We start from the raw sequence: 15,663 nt of genomic DNA on the forward strand, positions 1-15,663 counted from the left end.
TGTCTCCTTGGTATTTCTACCATATTTTGGCCATTTACACAAACTTCAGGACAGGCCCCTAAATTCCGCTCTTCATTCCAGCTTAGTTTCTTGCCCAATCAATAAATCATCAGTATAATATGAATGTTCACCATTTTCGTCCTTCCAATATATTAAATTCATTTTACTGCTTTTAAGATTTTTTTTCATATCATCACTTAATTCTTGGGCTTTTTTGATATCATCATTTAGCATTGTTTTAAAATTTTCACTCTCCCTGCCAAATTCAGCAGATTTTTTTTCCAAGTCTTCTCTTTCTTCTCTTCTTCCCAATATTGAAAAATTCTTTTGCCACCAACTCATTTGATTAATTGTATCAGACATTTTTGTAGAAATATCCTTTATTTCTTCAGAGTTGTCTTTTATTTCTCCCCATAGTTTATTATAAAAAGCGATTTTTTCACTAAACCTAATCGCTGATTCACTCATATAACTCGGATCTTCTTGAATAGTTACTTTTAACCTCAACAAATCTATTCTCATATCCAGCATTGAAGACATAATTGCAAAATAGGCATCCATTTTTTTAAATTTTAAATCATCAGATGTTGTTGTTTCATTTATTTTTTGACTTGAATACAAATATTTATATCGTTCAAAAATAGGATTAATACTATTTTCTAATAAGTAAAGTCTTATAAGCATTTCATTTGTAAATTGATTACTGTTAGAAAATTGATCTTCTATATCTTTAAGACGATTAAAAGCACTTATTATTGTACCAATTTCTGTTGCTTCATTTCGTTGTATGCTTCTGTCGATGACTGCTTTTATATCATCTAATTTTTTATTTATCGTCGCAAATTCACTCATGATAGCTATAGTTGAAATAGCTTGAAAAGCAATTAAAGGAGCAATAACTGGTATGACAGCTCCTGTGGCGGCAATAAATGGCGCTTGCGCAACAATTCTACCCGCCTCCATTACAGCGCTGCCTACCCCGTTTCCTATAGTCATTAATGTTGCCGGATTCGCAGTTGCCATAAATAGCTGTGTGGATGCAACAGTAGAAGCACCCAAAGAACCTGCTCCGATGCCAATCATAGATAGGATATTTTTTGAAGATATTTTACCCCCATTTTCTATATAGCTGCCTTTAGTAAAAAGATTTCCATTGAGTTTTTCAATAATCTGATCTCTTATGTTACCTTCAAAGGTAAGTAAGGCTACTTCTGAATTGTCATTTTGATTATTGAATTTTTGTGCTACTATTTGGCTTTTCTGTTTTTTCCTAAAAAATGGTAATTTCATAATTTCCTCCTGATAATATGTTACTATAATTTTGAATCATGTATGCAGCATCCTATTTTATAGTTATTTATACTTCTTCCCTATCATCTCCACCTCCTCCCTCACCATCTTAACAAGTTCCGGCGGGTTCAAGACCTTCACCGTACGCCCCTGGCTTAAAACCCAGCGAAGCACATCAGGGAGCTGAGTTGTGGTAAATTTAACCAGAACCGAGCCATCCTCATTCTCCGTTATTTCCTGGGTTTCATGCCATTGACGCTCTAAAGCAAACGTTCTTACTTCATTATCAAACAAGAACTCTACAGTATATGGAGTACGCCGGGATGCCCAAATTCCCATCTGTTTATCAAAAAAATCATTAGGGTTAAAATCAGAAGGGATATCGAATACCTTATTAGTTATTACTACCTTCTTGATACGAGAAAATGAAAACACCCTCATTTCTTTTTTTTCATGACTAAAACCCAGAATATACCAGTTTCCACGATGGCAAATCGCATGATAGGGATCCATCATTCTATTCCTGTCAATATCGCCATTTAACCGCAAAAAATCAAAACTTAATGCTTTTTTTGTTTGTAACGCTGTTATAATAGTATTAAAGGTAGTAACATCTATTTTACTTGGCTGGTCGGTAACAAAACTGATATGAGAATTTAAAAAACCCGTATCTACTGAAACATTATTAGGTAATGAGCGTATAATTTTTTCAAAAATAATTTTGAGATTCTTTTCAAGCGGCGTATTACGATATTGATCAAGCATAGGCTCAAAAATGGCAAGAGAAAACAATTCACCTTCTGTAAGCATAACACTTTTTATAAAGAAATTATCATCAGTATAGTAATAACCCCGATGGGTGGTACTATATTCAATCGGCGCATCATACATGACCCTTAAGAATTCAATATCCCTCTGTATTGTCCGAGGATTCACTTCAACTTTTTTTGCCAGTTGAGCGACAGTTGAATATTTACCGGATCTGATTTCCGCATCAATCTCAAAAACGCGCCACGAGCGGACTTTTTCTTCAAATTTTTTAGCTTTCATTTAGACCTATACCACCGCCTCGTACTTCCCAGCCTTAATCTGGTCAAAAATCTGCTCTACCTGGGCTTTAAGCTCCGCATACCCCGGAGTATCAGGCGCATAATAGAAGCCAAACATTGTCATTCCAAGATAAATTTTAGACTTTTCCATTAACAAAAATATACCACAAAATCCCATTCCTAAAAGCCATTTACAATTAGTAGACGAAGTGCCCTCCCATATTTTATTATTTTATTAAATTATTTTCATTAAGGAAGGATATAAAATTATCTATTATTTGGCGATTTCTATTTTCAATGTTTTCTTCAGTGAAATCTATGTTACCTTCTGATAATTTTACTAATTCCTTAATTTGAGTCCCCTTCTTCAGTTGTCCCTTACTGTTGGTAAAACCTTGATAATATTTTATCTTGTCCGAAAATCTGTAATCGGATGCACGAATGTTAATTCTTTTTTCAAGTAAAGCCTTATTTCCAAGAGATTCAAGATTCTTTTCGTTCTTTAGAGTTTTATGATTTTCCTGACGTTTTCTTGCAAAAATATGTTCTATCTCAAAGATAGTCTCTGCTGACGGTAATGATTGCTCATTATTGGTGAATGCCCACCACGTCAACATTGATTTCGTGATTGGTCTGCCATTACTAAATACATAATGTTCAAAAGCATTTTTTGTATTATTAAAATCAAACTTATAACCGGCAAATTCTACCGATTTGCCATTTACAATATTTAACATTTCTGCAAATACCGGTGTTCGCAAAGCATTCACTCCGGGATTAACTATTGCATAAGTCCATATAAAAGCAATAATTTTAGTTAGGAAATTTTCAAACTTATTATCATCAAGTTTTTCATTTGAATCTTTATTATGCATAAAATAAACCGACACAAAATAATTCCACATCCCATTGGGAGCATAGTTTAATGTAAATAATTTTCGTAAAATTTTATCAGAAAACCTTTCACTATTTTGATTTGACACATCTTGCCAAAAATTAGCAAGAATCTTAAGATTATTAAATGTGTCGGCTCGTTTAAGTAAACTATATTTATCGCGTTCATAAAATTTACGAAGTGCTTCTGTCGTACTGGATTTGATATCTCTTTTTGCACGTTCATAATACATATACCTTGTAAACAATTCGTCCATTGGGGTTCCGGTTGTTGGATAAAATATTTCCCCACATATTTCCTCAAGTTCCTTCCATTGAACAATAAAACTATCTTTTTCCCCTTTCTCACCATAGAATTTATAAAATTGTGCCTTGAATATGTCAGCATCTGAAAGAGGCAATCCGCGATCATTAAGAGTTGAAAAAATTCTCAGTGCAGTATCCTGGGATTCTGCATCAATTGGCAGTAGAATACAATTGCCCAATATCCTTGCCGGAAGATATGCAAAATATGCAGGATACTCTGATAAAAATTGATCGATTTTTTCCTGAAAAAAACGAAAATTCTTTGCATAATTACTTTTTTGTTCTTTCTTTACTTCACCATTTTTCAAAATTTCAAGAAACTCTTCTTTATCATTATCGGTTGCCACTTCTGAATTTATTTTCAATTTATTTACATCTGCTATTCCAAAGGCATTCGTTTTCCAAATACATTGCGAAATCATCTCTCGTGTTTTTTTAGAATTTTCGTCTTGCATTTTACCAAATTTAACATAAAAAGCCCGCAACAATAGCATTAAAGTAGTCAGACGCTGTTGTCCATCGATTATCTCCATTTTGTCATTTTCGTTTTTATAAGTTACAATAGAACCTAGAAAATATTCCTCATTATCATTAAAATTTTCATAATTATTATCAGGAATAGCAAAAGAAAAAATGTCATCCCAAAGTGTTTGACACTGCTCTTCCTCCCATGCATAAGGTCTTTGATAGTCGGGAATAAGAAAGTCAGACTTCTTATCTGAGAATAATAACATAATGGTCTTTTGATCTACGTTTAGTTTAGACATAATCGACTTTATACCATTCTTTTAGAATTTTATCAAGTGTTTATTTTTTAAATAAAAGCTATGTCTATATGGAACGCGTCAAAGTGCGCTTTGAATCACGATCACATTGAACCCCCACTTCTACAAAACCCCAGTTTGCGTGTATACTGATTAGATATGGAATTTACTCAAGAATTTATCACCAACCTCAAAGTCAACGAAGTGGAGCTCATGCGGCGCATTGCCGGGGAGCTCAATATCAACATAAGCCAGGTTTCGACGGTAGTCGGCCTTTTGGGCGAGGGGAGCACGGTTCCCTTTATTGCCCGGTACCGCAAGGAAAAAACCGGCAGTCTGGACGAGGTGCAAGTGCGGGATATCGAACACCATTTCTCAAGCGGCACAAATCTTGAAACCCGGCGCATCGAAATCATCCGGGGTATCTTTGAACAGGGTAAGCTTACCGAGCCCCTCTATGAAAATATTTCGAAGGCCGCAACCCTTGCGGAGCTGGAAGATATTTATGCGCCCTATAAGCGCAAAAAGAAAACCCGCGGTATGGCCGCCGAAGAGAAGGGCCTTGGCCCCCTTGCCGAAGCAATGAAAGAACTTGACGCAGGCGCGCTCATGGCGAAGGCTGCGGAATTCATACGCGAAGATGCGGAGCATCCCGAACTGTCGGTGGCCAGCGCTGAGGATGCGCTTCAGGGAGCCATGGACATTATTGCGGAACAGGTTTCGCAGGACCCTGAAAACCGCGCCGGCGTCAAATCGTTCTACCTTAAAGACGGGAAGATCATCATCAAGGGATCGGGCAAGACGGGCCTGGGGGATGAAGACGCCAAAAAGACTTCCACCTATCAGATGTACTTTGACTACACCGAGGCGCTTTCGCAGATTAAGCCCCACCGGGTACTGGCGGTGAACCGGGGCGAACGCGAAGGCGTGTTGGAAATCACGATTGATGTTGATGAAAACACTGCGGTGGAATTGCTGCAGGGCAAGTATACGCTTCACAATGATTATCACAAGACCGCAGTAGAGGACGGCCTCAAGCGGCTTCTGTCTCCTGCGGTTATACGGGAGATACGGGGCGACCAGGGCGATACTGCGGACGATCACGGCATATCGGTGTTCAGCCAGAATTTGAAAAACCTCCTCATGACTCAGCCCATTAAGGGCACGCGGGTACTGGGCGTTGATCCTGGCATACGCACCGGAACCAAGTGCGCGTTTTTGGACGACACGGGAAAATACCTGGCGAATTTCGTCATCTATAACCACAAAATTGAAGAGGCCAAAAAGCTCATCCTCGAAGGGGTTAAAAAATACGATATCCAGCTTATCGCGGTGGGAAACGGCACGGGCAGCAAAGATGTGCAGGAAGTTGTCTCCCAGGTGATTACTGAGAATAACCTTGAAGTGCTGTATACCGTTGTGGACGAGGACGGCGCTTCGGTGTATTCGGCCAGCGATATTGCGCGGGAAGAATTCCCCGAGCTCGACCTTACCATACGGGGCGCCATTTCCATTGGCCGCCGCCTGCAAGATCCATTGGCGGAACTGGTTAAGATCGATCCCAAATCAATCGGCGTGGGGCTTTATCAGCACGACGTGAACCAGAAAAAACTTTCGGAAACTCTGGATGAGGTGGTTTCGTCGGTGGTGAATAATGTGGGGGTCAACCTCAACACCGCCAGCGCTTCACTTCTCAAATATGTGTCGGGCATCAACAGTTCCCTTGCGCGGAAGATCGTGAAGTACCGCGACGAGAAAGGAAAGATCGCAAGCCGTGACGAACTGGTGACGGTGCCGGGCATGGGGCCGAAAAGTTTTGAACAGTGCGCAGGGTTTTTAAAGATCCCCGAGAGCGCAAACCCCCTGGACAATACCTGGGTGCATCCTGAAAATTACGAAGCCGCCCGGGTGATACGCGAAACCATTACCGCTACGGGGAACCTCTCCAAAGAGATTTTGGCTGAACTGAAAGAGAAGCACAATCTGGGGGACACCACCCTCAACGACATTGTAGAAGAACTCAAAAAACCCAACCGCGACCCCCGCGACGGTTACCCCAAGCCCATCATGCAGAAAGGGGTGCTCACCTTTGAGGATCTCCACGAAGGCATGATGGTCACGGGGAAGATCAAAAACGTGGTGGACTTCGGCGCTTTTGTGGATCTGGGAATCAAAGAAACCGCCCTGGTGCATATCTCGGAATTGTCGGATCATTTTATCAAAGATCCTATGGATCTTGTGAAGGTGGGAGATGTGCTGGAGTTCCGCATCATTTCCCTGGACAACGACAGACGCCGCATCGGCTTGAGCAGGAAGACCGAACGGAGTACTGCGCCCACCCCGGATAGCGGCGCCAAGAAGAATGTTGTCGCGGTTAAGGCGGGTGGCGCTTCCCAACAGGCAAAGCCCCAGGGGCCGAGGCCCCAGCAGACACAAGGCAGCAAACCCGGCGCGGCCTCGCCTCAAGCGCCAAGGCCGAACAAGGGTTCTGACAGGAACCAGGGGGTCCAGCTCAGGCCCGATGATGACGGCACCATGTACAATCCCTTTGCCGAGGCTTTCAGGAAGATGCAGGAAAAAGGAAAAAAATAGAGCATGAAAGATGCCATACTGAATGTCGCCGCCGGTGTATACCCTAAGTCAAAAATCTATACATGAGGATTGAATCATGTATAGATTTCTTAATATTTTATGCATGATAAAGTCATTACAACTGCACATCATGCACATTTGAAAGAAGCTTGTATAAGTCCCGATTAATGTAAAAATTATCTTTCCATAATTTCTGTTTTTCCAATATGCCGATCCGTACCAGCTCCTCAAGATATTTTGCCGCGGTCACTCTGGTCACTTTTAGGTCATTTTCTACAAATTTGATTTTAGTATAGGGGTGCCTGAATATATTATTCAATAAATCCTGGCTATAGATTCGCTTTAGCTCACCCCGCAATTTTCGTTTTTGTGACAACATGAGATTTTTTATCTGTTTGATAATTTGTGTTGTTTGCAGGGCTGTTTTTTCTATGCCATCAAGGATAAATAACACCCATTCTTCCCAAGCATTATCCGTACGTACTTTCTGCAGAAGGCTATAATAAAGGCTTTTATTTTGGTTGATGTAACGACTCAAATAGAGAATTGGAAAATCAAGAAGACCTTCCTTTACTAAATAAAGTACATTTATTATGCGTCCTGTACGCCCGTTTCCGTCATAAAAAGGATGGATGCTCTCAAACTGATGATGAATAATTGCCATTTTAATAAGGGGATCTAAATCAGATATTGAAGGGTCATTGATAAATTTTTCAAGATTACTCATTAACGATACAATTGTATCATAGTCTTGAGGTGGCGTATAAACAGTTGTACCAGTTTGTTCATTCTTTAGTTCCGTTCCTGGCAATTTTCGAAATCCTGCTTTAGTTTCCACCAGGATAGCCTGAATATCCAAGATCTGATTTATAGACAGAAAGCCCCTTTTTTTTAATATATCAAACCCGCTTGTAAGGGCATGGGCATAATTATATACTTCTTTTGCAGCAACAGTTTTGAATGTTTGGGAATAAAAATCTGATTGGAATATATCATCCTGAGTGGTAATAATATTTTCAACCTCGGAACTGCTTTTTGCTTCCTGTAATGAGAGGGTTCTAATAAGAATAGATTCATTCGGAATACTTAAAGCGCTTCCTTTCATTTCTGCCAGGGCACTGCGTGCAAAGGCGATTTTTCTTAAAACTACTTTTGATTCAACATCAATGGCAAGCGGTAATACTGGTATATTGTAATTGTCCATAACTAATATCCTTACTTGAATAAGTATAACAAACTATTCAGGATAGGGTAAGAGGCTTTATAGAGCATGAAAGATGCCATACAGAATGTCGCCGCCGGAATTTTCATCAAAGACCGCCAGGTGCTAATCGCCCAGCGGAACCGGACGACCCGTAACCCCGCGTTTCGGGGACTCTGGGAATTCCCCGGCGGCAAGCAGGAAGAAGGGGAAACCATCCTCCAATGTCTGGAAAGGGAAATTATGGAAGAATTTGCAGTCCGGTGCAGGGCAGACAAAATCCTCATCGAAAGCCCCTACGCCTATGATTTCGGCGCCATCAACCTGGTGGGAATCTCCGGGGAACTTCTCGACGAAAACCTGACCCTGACCGTCCATGACGCATACCGTTGGGTACGGATCGAAGACCTGCCCAATTATGCCTTCCCTCCTGCGGATCTGCCGTTGATAGAGCATATAAAAAATCTGCGATAAACCGTGTTTTCCGTCTTGTCTTTTTTATCTGATATGCTATATTCAATCCATGATAACCGAAATCAATATTTCCGAATTCCGGGCAGACCTGGAGGCCGCTGTAAAGTCACTTGAATCCAAATACAGCGTGCGGATTGAATTTGGGCCTATCAGCTATAACGAGGCAATACTCTCCAGCAGGATGGACGCAAAAACCGTTGTAAACGGCGAGGTGATGGTAGACCCAATAGTCGAACTGAATGCGCTCCGCTATCTGCTGCGTTTTGGCCGCAAAGCAGAAGGGAAAATAATCGGAGCTGCCGTTGAATTGGACAGCGGGAAGCGGGGAAAGATCGTTGACTTTTCGAACCGGAAGAAAAACGAACCCTTTACGGTCGAGGTAGATTCCAAGTTGTACGCCATTCCCCTGGGGGTCATTAAAAAATTTCTGCCAAGCGACTAAGGCATCGGCAGAACTTGATCAAAGCCCCTGCCACGCCTAAGATGATTTTGTAATTATGCTGTTAACCATAAGCTATCAGGGAGAGAACGCCGCAGACCTTGGCTACCTGCTCCACAAAAATCCCAACCGGCCCCAGACTGTAGACCTTGCAGTGGGAAGGGCCCATGTGTTCTACCCGGAAGTCCTGCCTGATCGCTGTACTGCCGCCCTGCTTCTGGATATTGATCCTCTCGATCTTGCCAGGGGGAAAGTTGGCTCCAAGGCAGGCGGTCTTTTTGATTATGTTAACGACCGTCCTTATGTAAGTTCCTCCTTTATGAGTACCGCAATTTCCCGGGCTTACGGAACCGCTCTGGCGGGGCGCTGCGAAAAACGGCCGGACCTGGCGGAGGCGGAACTGGATTTGACAGCGAATGTAACGATGCTCCCCTGCCGGGGGGATACGGAACTGCTGGAAAAAATTTTTAAGCCCTTGGGCTATGAAGTCAGTTTTACTACTGAATTACTGGATGAGGAATTTCCCCTCTGGGGGCAAAGCTGCTATGTGAACCTGTGTCTCCGGGGGAAGAAGCGGCTGCGGGATCTGCTCAGGCATCTTTATGTGCTTATTCCGGTATTTGATCTCCGCAAGCATTACTGGATCGGGGATGACGAGGTGGACAAACTCCTTGTTCACGGTGAAGGCTGGCTGGAGAATCATCCCGCCAAGGCCCTTATCACCCGCCGGTACTTCAACAGGCTGCAACGCTATACCCGGATAGCCCTGGACAGGATGGATAATGGCGAAGGCGGCCCGGGGGATATTTCCGCGGATGCAGTTGATCCGACACTTGCAGTTCCCTTTGGGACAGAACCCTTTGTCCCCCTGAATACCCTGCGGCTGGAGGCGGTACTGAAGGTACTCAAGGAAAGCGGCGCCCGGTCGGTACTGGATCTGGGCTGCGGGGAGGGGAACCTGCTCCGTTTGTTATTGAAGGAAAAATGCTTTGAAAGGATAGCCGGGGCCGATGTGTCGGGTTCGGCGCTGGAACGGGCAGGGGAACGCTTAAATCAGGCTGTTTCCCCGGACAGCGGCCTCCCAACGGCGCTCCCGGAAGGACAAAAGAAGCGCCTCAGCCTTTTTCAAAGTTCCGTTACCTACCGGGACAGGCGCTTTGAAGGATACGACGCTCTTGCGCTTGTGGAAGTAATGGAACATCTGGATGAAAACCGTCTGGACGCCTGTGCTTCGGTGATCTTCTCCTGCGCCGCGCCGGAAACCGTGGTGATCACCACCCCCAACAGGGAGTACAACAAAAATTATCCGGTCCTCGGCGAAAGGCTGCGCCACAGCGACCACCGTTTTGAATGGAACAGGGCGCAATTCCGCACTTGGGCGGAAAAGATCGCCGCCCGTTACGGTTATCTTTTCCGCATTGAAGAAATCGGCGAAACAGATGAAGAAGCGGGCGCTCCGACCCAGATGGGGGTTTTCACCAAATGCATACACCCTGTGAATTTCAATTGGAAGCAAACTTGAAAAATTTGCAATTGATTATCCCCGAACTGTGTGTTGTTGCCCTGGTGGGCGCATCGGGCAGCGGGAAGTCTACCTTTGCACGCACTCATTTTAAGCCGACGGAAGTTCTCAGTTCCGATTATTTCCGGGGCCTTGTTTCCGACGACGAAACGGATCAGAACGCCACCCCTGCGGCTTTCGACAGCCTCTACTATGTGGCCCGCAAGCGTCTTGACGCGGGGAAGCTCACGGTCATCGACGCCACCAATGTGCAAAAAAAATCCCGCGAGGCGCTTATCAATCTTGCCAGGGAGCAGAATCTTTTGGCCGCTGCAATTGTATTTGATATGGGCGAATCCATCTGTCTGGAACGGAACAAGGCGCGGACGGATCGGAACTTCGGCGCCCATGTAGTGCGGGGGCATATACGGGAATTGAAACGGAGCATCAGGAGTTTGCAGAAAGAAGGTTTCCGCTATGTGTATGTGCTCTCGACCCCTGAAGAAGCGGAGACAGCGGAAATTGTCAGAACCAGGCTCTGGAACGACAAGCGGGACGAAAAGGGCCCCTTTGATATTGTCGGGGATGTTCACGGCTGTTACGACGAACTCTGCGCCCTCCTCGAAAAAATGGATTACACCGTGGATCGCGGGGCTTTTACCGCTCTTCCCCCGGCAGGGCGCAGACTGATTTTCCTTGGGGACCTCTGCGACAGGGGGCCGAAAAACGCGGCGGTGTTAAAGCTGGCAATGAACATGGCGTCTGCGGGGACTGCCCTCTGTGTTCCCGGTAACCACGATGTAAAGCTGCTGCGGAAACTCCGGGGGGCGGATGTCAAGCTGACCCACGGTCTTGGGCTTACGGTGGAGGAACTGGAAAAAGAGCAGCCGGAATTTATCGAACAGGCAATAGCTTTTCTGGACGGTCTTGTGAGCCACTATGTGCTCGATCAGGGAAGGCTGGTAGTTTCCCACGCGGGGCTTGCGGAAAAACTCCAGGGTCGCAGTTCCGGCAGGGTTCGGGAATTCTGCCTTTACGGGGAAACCACCGGTGAAACCGACGAGTTCGGCCTCCCGGTCAGGATCAACTGGGCGGAAGAATACCGGGGCCGGGCCCTGGTGGTATACGGCCATGTTCCTTCAAGGGAAGTCCGTTCCCTGAACAATACGGTGTGCATCGACACGGGCTGCGTCTTTGGAGGCAAGCTCAGCGCCTACCGTTACCCCGAAGGGGAATTGGCCGAAGTAGAGGCCCTGCAGGAATACTACGCTCCGACAAAACCACTGGATATGGCGGATACATCCGCAGACGGCGGCGCGGAGGGAAACAGCGGGGAACTCCGGATCAGCGATGTTCTGGGGAAGCGGCATATCACCACCCGGCTCAACCGAAGTGTTACCATCAGCGCCGAGAGCAGTTCCCTTACCCTGGAAATCATGAGCCGCTTTTCCGCAGACCCCCGGTGGCTCATATACCTTCCCCCCACCATGTCCCCCTGCGGAACCAGCAAACGTGAAGGCTACCTTGAATACCCCGAAGAAGCCTTTGACTATTTTCTGACCCAGGGTGTATCCCAAGTGATATGCGAAGAAAAACACATGGGTTCCCGGGCGGTGATGATCCTTTGTCGGAACGCCGAAATTGCCTGGGCGCGCTTCGGCATAGAAGACTTGACGGGCAGTGGCATTGCCGGTAATTCCGCAGAGGCCCCCGCCGGGATTATCTATACCCGGACAGGCCGGCATTTCTTTGACACTCAAGCTTCCCCGGAGACTCTCATCCTCTCCCGTCTTGCAAATGTTTTGGACAAAAGCGGTTTCTGGGATGCCTTTTCTACCGGCTGGGTATGCCTGGATACCGAGCTCATGCCCTGGTCGGCCAAGGCCCGACAGCTCCTGATAGAACAATACGCCCCTGCGGGCAGATCGGGCAGAAGCGGACTGCGGGAGGCTATCGCGGCCCTGGAACAGGCTGTCGCTCACAATCAGACCGCTCCGGATCAGGCGGGTCCGTTAGCAAACTTGCCGCCGGCAAATCCGCCGCCCAAAACCGCCGATGCACAGGGCCCCCGGTCTATGGACATTGCCGGAGTACTGGAGGAATTCCGGGAACGGGGAAAATACCTCGAACTCTATACTCAAGCTTACCGCCGTTACTGCTGGCCGGTTAATTCGGTTGACGATTACCGTATCGCCCCTTTCCATATTCTGGCCACCGAGGGCAAAGTCTGGAATAGCGAAAACCATCTGCGCCACCTTGAGGTGATCCGGGAGTACATGACCGGCGTTGATCCGCTTTTTATTGCCACCAATCACCTTGCGGTGGATCTGAGCGATTCCGCTTCCCGTGAAGCGGGGATAGCCTGGTGGCAAGCCCTTACCGAAAAGGGCGGAGAGGGCATGGTGGTAAAACCCCTGGATTTTATCGCCAGGGGCAAGGACGGCATACTCCAGCCTGCCGTCAAATGCCGGGGCCGTGAATACCTGCGGATCATCTACGGTCCGGAGTACACCGATCCTGCCCGGCTCAACCGCTTGCGCAGCCGTTCACTGGGAAAGAAACGCCGCCTCGCCCTGGATGAGTTCAGCCTGGGCATGGAAGCCCTGGAACGCTTTGTTCAAAAGGAACCCCTGCACCGTATCCATGAATGTGTATTTGCCGTGCTGGCCCTGGAGAATGAGGAAGTTGACCCCCGGCTGTAAGTGCGCTAAGCAAAGTATCCTAATATATATTTTCCATCATTTTACGGGACCCAAAAAATCAAGATACAGCCTATAATTCTCCCCGTCAAAGCAGACAAAAATCACCCTGGCAATCCCTGGAGTTTCGGGCAGGGTCCTCTTGATCGTGTTTACGGCAATTTCAGCGGCTTGTTCTTTGGGGTACCCGAAAACACCGGTACTGATATTCGGAAAAGCGATGCTGGAAAGTCCCGCCTCTTCTGCGAGGATCAGGCTTTTCCGGTAGCAGGAAGCCAGCAAGTCCGGTTCTCCTCGGGTACCGCCATGCCACACAGGCCCAACGGCATGAATCACTTTTTTACAGGGAAGCTGGCCGGCGCCGGTAATAACAGCATCTCCCGCAGGGCAAGGGCCGCCAGGATTATCTTTTCGGGATTTGGCAATTTTAAGACATTCCTCAAACAGTTCAGGCCCTGCAGCCTCATGGATGGCGCCGTCCACCCCGCCTCCGCCCAAAAGGCCTGAATTGGCGGCGTTAACTATTGCGTCTACAGCAAGCGTGGTAATGTCTCCCCGGATTATTTCGATAAGTCCCATTACATTCACCTCTCTTCAGTGATTGCCAGAAAACGGTTGATGAGCGTTATCAGACTGCGTGTTTCGTTTTTGCCGAAGCGGCTGATAATTCCTGCAAGCCGTTTTTCGGTTTCCTTCTCTGTCTTTTCGATAAAGCGGGTTCCTTTTTCGGTGAGGGAAAGCACAATGCATCTCCGGTTTTCTTTGTTGATTTCACGGGTCAAAAAACCTTTTTTTTCAAGGACGGCAAGCATTTGCGAAACCGCAGGTTTGGTAACGGATAGTGCGTTCCTGATTTTTTCACCGCTCAAATCCCCTTTGTGTTCCTTAATATAATAAAGCAGGGTAAATGACACGAGACTCATCTCATCTTCTTTGGGAGGAACAGCGGGACGGAATGTGTGGGTAAATTTTTTTAACATGAAAAGGGAATGCAGTAATTCATTGTGCAGTTCATTTTTCATGATGCTTGAGCTCCCTTAAAAGACCAAACACCAAAATAAGCGCAACCACGGTAGTAGCTATATCAGCAATGGGCTGTGAAAACACGAAACCCTCGAACCCCCAAAAATGATTAAGCACATACAGAAGGGGGATATAAAACAAACACTGTCTTCCCAGCGATACGATCATCCCCAGTACCGGCTTTCCAAGGGCTTGAAAGGTTATCATAATCGTCATCTGGATACCCATAACAGGAAGCCCGAACAGAAAAGCGTGTAAAAAGCTTGCCCCTGCCGCAATTGTTTCGGCGTCATTGATAAAAAGCGCAATGATGCCCCGCCCCGCCAGGGCAAAGGCGCCGACAAAGAATAACGCCAAAGCAGTGGTATACACAAGGGTTATTTTCATGCCCTTTTTGAGACGCTTATAGTTTTTAGCCCCGTAGTTAAATCCCGCAAAGGGCTGGTACCCCATGGCCAGCGCCATTATCAGCATAAAGCTTAAACTTTCCACTCGTATGGTAACTCCCATGCCGGCAATTACCATGTCTCCGTAACGCGCGGCCATGAGATTCCGCAGCGCCATGGCAAGGCTCATCACGATATTTGAAAGCGCCGAGGGGAGTCCGATTTTGAAAATTTCTCCGTATATTTTTCCGGAGGGTTTAAAATCGCGGGGATGTATCGAAAGCATGGTATGGGGGGACATAAAACACCACAGGAGATACCCAAGTGAAGCGGCCTGTCCTATTACGGTGGCCCATGCCGCGCCTGCGGTTCCCATGTTAAAACCCAAAATAAACACCGGGTCAAGAATGATGTTGAGGATGATACCGATGAGTGTGCCAATCATCGCCTTATCGGTGGCGCCTTCGCTCCTGATTTGCCCCGACAACGAAATATTGAGCAGCGCAATTACAATAAACGCGGAAATAATCGAAAAATAACTATCCGCGTGCGCAAAGGTTACGTCACTCGTTCCGATGATGTGTAAAATCGGCTTACGGAACAAAAGCAGCGCAATCGTAATAACAAGGCCTGCCATGATAGTCGTGTAAAAAGATACCGCGTTGGTATGTTTTGCAGTTTCCGTTTCCTTCGCGCCGAGCATACGGGAGATATAACTTGACGCCCCCACGCCGAATATGTTCCCGATACCCTGGGACACCATAAAAAGCGGCATTGCCAGCGAAATGCCCGCCACCATGTTCGGGTCGCCGGTCTGCCCGATAAAAAACGTATCGGTCATATTGTAGACCAGCTGGGCGATCATGCTGAACATCATCGGAAGCGCAAGCCTGATAATGGCGGCCCAAACCGGAGTTGATTCCATTAGATGCAAGTTCTTGTTGCCCAACTGTGCCATTGTTTGCCTCGCAATTATTAACATTTGAATAGTTAAGATATTAACTTTAAGATAGCATAAGCCGCTCATCATGACAAGGGGGGCTTG

Annotated in this window: 13 protein-coding genes; 5 read left to right on the forward strand and 8 right to left on the reverse strand. The window is 46.1% G+C overall.

The window, feature by feature from the left end:
• Nucleotides 1–72: 72 nt before the first annotated feature.
• The 4 genes from TREAZ_RS15960 to TREAZ_RS15970 form a co-directional block, all read right to left on the reverse strand.
• Nucleotides 73–1,290 carry a hypothetical protein gene (locus TREAZ_RS15960; RefSeq protein WP_015712933.1) on the reverse strand — a complete coding sequence of 406 codons (1,218 nt, stop codon included), beginning with the start codon at nt 1,288–1,290 and terminating at the stop codon, nt 73–75.
• Between the two features lie 63 nt (nt 1,291–1,353).
• Entirely contained in the window at nt 1,354–2,340 is a 987-nt protein-coding gene (locus TREAZ_RS15965) for a helix-turn-helix transcriptional regulator (RefSeq protein ID WP_015712934.1), read from the reverse strand.
• Between the two features lie 6 nt (nt 2,341–2,346).
• Nucleotides 2,347–2,490, reverse strand: a complete 144-nt coding sequence (locus tag TREAZ_RS18295) for a hypothetical protein (protein WP_015712935.1) — start codon at nt 2,488–2,490, stop codon at nt 2,347–2,349.
• Between the two features lie 76 nt (nt 2,491–2,566).
• Nucleotides 2,567–4,306, reverse strand: coding sequence for a DUF262 domain-containing protein (locus TREAZ_RS15970; RefSeq protein ID WP_043923157.1), 1,740 nt, complete (start codon nt 4,304–4,306; stop codon nt 2,567–2,569).
• 156 nt (nt 4,307–4,462) lie between these two features.
• Here TREAZ_RS15970 and TREAZ_RS15975 point away from each other — a divergent pair, with 156 nt between their 5' ends.
• Nucleotides 4,463–6,895, forward strand: a complete 2,433-nt coding sequence (locus TREAZ_RS15975; RefSeq protein WP_015712937.1) for a helix-hairpin-helix domain-containing protein — start codon at nt 4,463–4,465, stop codon at nt 6,893–6,895.
• A gap of 115 nt (nt 6,896–7,010) precedes the next feature.
• Here the strand turns inward: TREAZ_RS15975 and TREAZ_RS15980 are convergent, their stop codons facing one another.
• Nucleotides 7,011–8,099 carry a Fic family protein gene (locus TREAZ_RS15980; protein WP_015712938.1) on the reverse strand — a complete coding sequence of 363 codons (1,089 nt, stop codon included), beginning with the start codon at nt 8,097–8,099 and terminating at the stop codon, nt 7,011–7,013.
• A gap of 66 nt (nt 8,100–8,165) precedes the next feature.
• Here TREAZ_RS15980 and TREAZ_RS15985 point away from each other — a divergent pair, with 66 nt between their 5' ends.
• From TREAZ_RS15985 to TREAZ_RS16000, 4 genes are read left to right on the forward strand one after another with little or no spacing between them, the layout of a single operon-like run.
• Complete coding sequence (locus tag TREAZ_RS15985; protein WP_015712939.1) at nt 8,166–8,570, forward strand: (deoxy)nucleoside triphosphate pyrophosphohydrolase; 405 nt, start codon at nt 8,166–8,168, stop codon at nt 8,568–8,570.
• 49 nt (nt 8,571–8,619) lie between these two features.
• Nucleotides 8,620–9,012 (forward strand): hypothetical protein, encoded by a 393-nt coding sequence (locus TREAZ_RS15990; RefSeq protein WP_015712940.1) that lies wholly within the window; start codon nt 8,620–8,622, stop codon nt 9,010–9,012.
• A gap of 55 nt (nt 9,013–9,067) precedes the next feature.
• Nucleotides 9,068–10,531, forward strand: coding sequence for a 3' terminal RNA ribose 2'-O-methyltransferase Hen1 (locus TREAZ_RS15995; RefSeq protein ID WP_015712941.1), 1,464 nt, complete (start codon nt 9,068–9,070; stop codon nt 10,529–10,531).
• Nucleotides 10,528–13,212: a polynucleotide kinase-phosphatase gene (locus TREAZ_RS16000; RefSeq protein WP_015712942.1), complete on the forward strand. Its 2,685-nt coding sequence runs from the start codon at nt 10,528–10,530 to the stop codon at nt 13,210–13,212. Before TREAZ_RS15995 ends, TREAZ_RS16000 begins: the two co-directional genes overlap by 4 nt.
• A 36-nt stretch (nt 13,213–13,248) precedes the next feature.
• Here the strand turns inward: TREAZ_RS16000 and TREAZ_RS16005 are convergent, their stop codons facing one another.
• From TREAZ_RS16005 to TREAZ_RS16015, 3 genes are read right to left on the reverse strand one after another with little or no spacing between them, the layout of a single operon-like run.
• Nucleotides 13,249–13,788: an O-acetyl-ADP-ribose deacetylase gene (locus tag TREAZ_RS16005; protein ID WP_015712943.1), complete on the reverse strand. Its 540-nt coding sequence runs from the start codon at nt 13,786–13,788 to the stop codon at nt 13,249–13,251.
• A gap of 5 nt (nt 13,789–13,793) precedes the next feature.
• Nucleotides 13,794–14,231 (reverse strand): MarR family winged helix-turn-helix transcriptional regulator, encoded by a 438-nt coding sequence (locus tag TREAZ_RS16010; RefSeq protein ID WP_015712944.1) that lies wholly within the window; start codon nt 14,229–14,231, stop codon nt 13,794–13,796.
• A complete protein-coding gene (locus TREAZ_RS16015) occupies nt 14,221–15,576 on the reverse strand; it encodes an MATE family efflux transporter (RefSeq protein WP_148257834.1) in 1,356 nt (451 codons plus the stop codon). The genes TREAZ_RS16010 and TREAZ_RS16015 overlap by 11 nt, the downstream gene beginning before the upstream one ends.
• Nucleotides 15,577–15,663 lie beyond the last annotated feature (87 nt).

Source organism: Leadbettera azotonutricia ZAS-9, from assembly GCF_000214355.1.
GTDB lineage: Bacteria > Spirochaetota > Spirochaetia > Treponematales > Breznakiellaceae > Leadbettera > Leadbettera azotonutricia.

Coding starts and splice junctions, on each gene's coding strand:
- TREAZ_RS15990 (WP_015712940.1), top strand. CDS start 8,620: ATGATAACCGAAATCAATATTTCCGAATTCCGGGCAGACCTGGAGGCC.
- TREAZ_RS15960 (WP_015712933.1), bottom strand. CDS start 1,290: ATGAAATTACCATTTTTTAGGAAAAAACAGAAAAGCCAAATAGTAGCA.
- TREAZ_RS16005 (WP_015712943.1), bottom strand. CDS start 13,788: ATGGGACTTATCGAAATAATCCGGGGAGACATTACCACGCTTGCTGTA.
- TREAZ_RS16015 (WP_148257834.1), bottom strand. CDS start 15,576: ATGGCACAGTTGGGCAACAAGAACTTGCATCTAATGGAATCAACTCCG.
- TREAZ_RS15965 (WP_015712934.1), bottom strand. CDS start 2,340: ATGAAAGCTAAAAAATTTGAAGAAAAAGTCCGCTCGTGGCGCGTTTTT.
- TREAZ_RS16010 (WP_015712944.1), bottom strand. CDS start 14,231: ATGAAAAATGAACTGCACAATGAATTACTGCATTCCCTTTTCATGTTA.
- TREAZ_RS15995 (WP_015712941.1), top strand. CDS start 9,068: ATGCTGTTAACCATAAGCTATCAGGGAGAGAACGCCGCAGACCTTGGC.
- TREAZ_RS15985 (WP_015712939.1), top strand. CDS start 8,166: ATGAAAGATGCCATACAGAATGTCGCCGCCGGAATTTTCATCAAAGAC.
- TREAZ_RS15980 (WP_015712938.1), bottom strand. CDS start 8,099: ATGGACAATTACAATATACCAGTATTACCGCTTGCCATTGATGTTGAA.
- TREAZ_RS15970 (WP_043923157.1), bottom strand. CDS start 4,306: ATGTCTAAACTAAACGTAGATCAAAAGACCATTATGTTATTATTCTCA.
- TREAZ_RS18295 (WP_015712935.1), bottom strand. CDS start 2,490: ATGGAAAAGTCTAAAATTTATCTTGGAATGACAATGTTTGGCTTCTAT.
- TREAZ_RS15975 (WP_015712937.1), top strand. CDS start 4,463: ATGGAATTTACTCAAGAATTTATCACCAACCTCAAAGTCAACGAAGTG.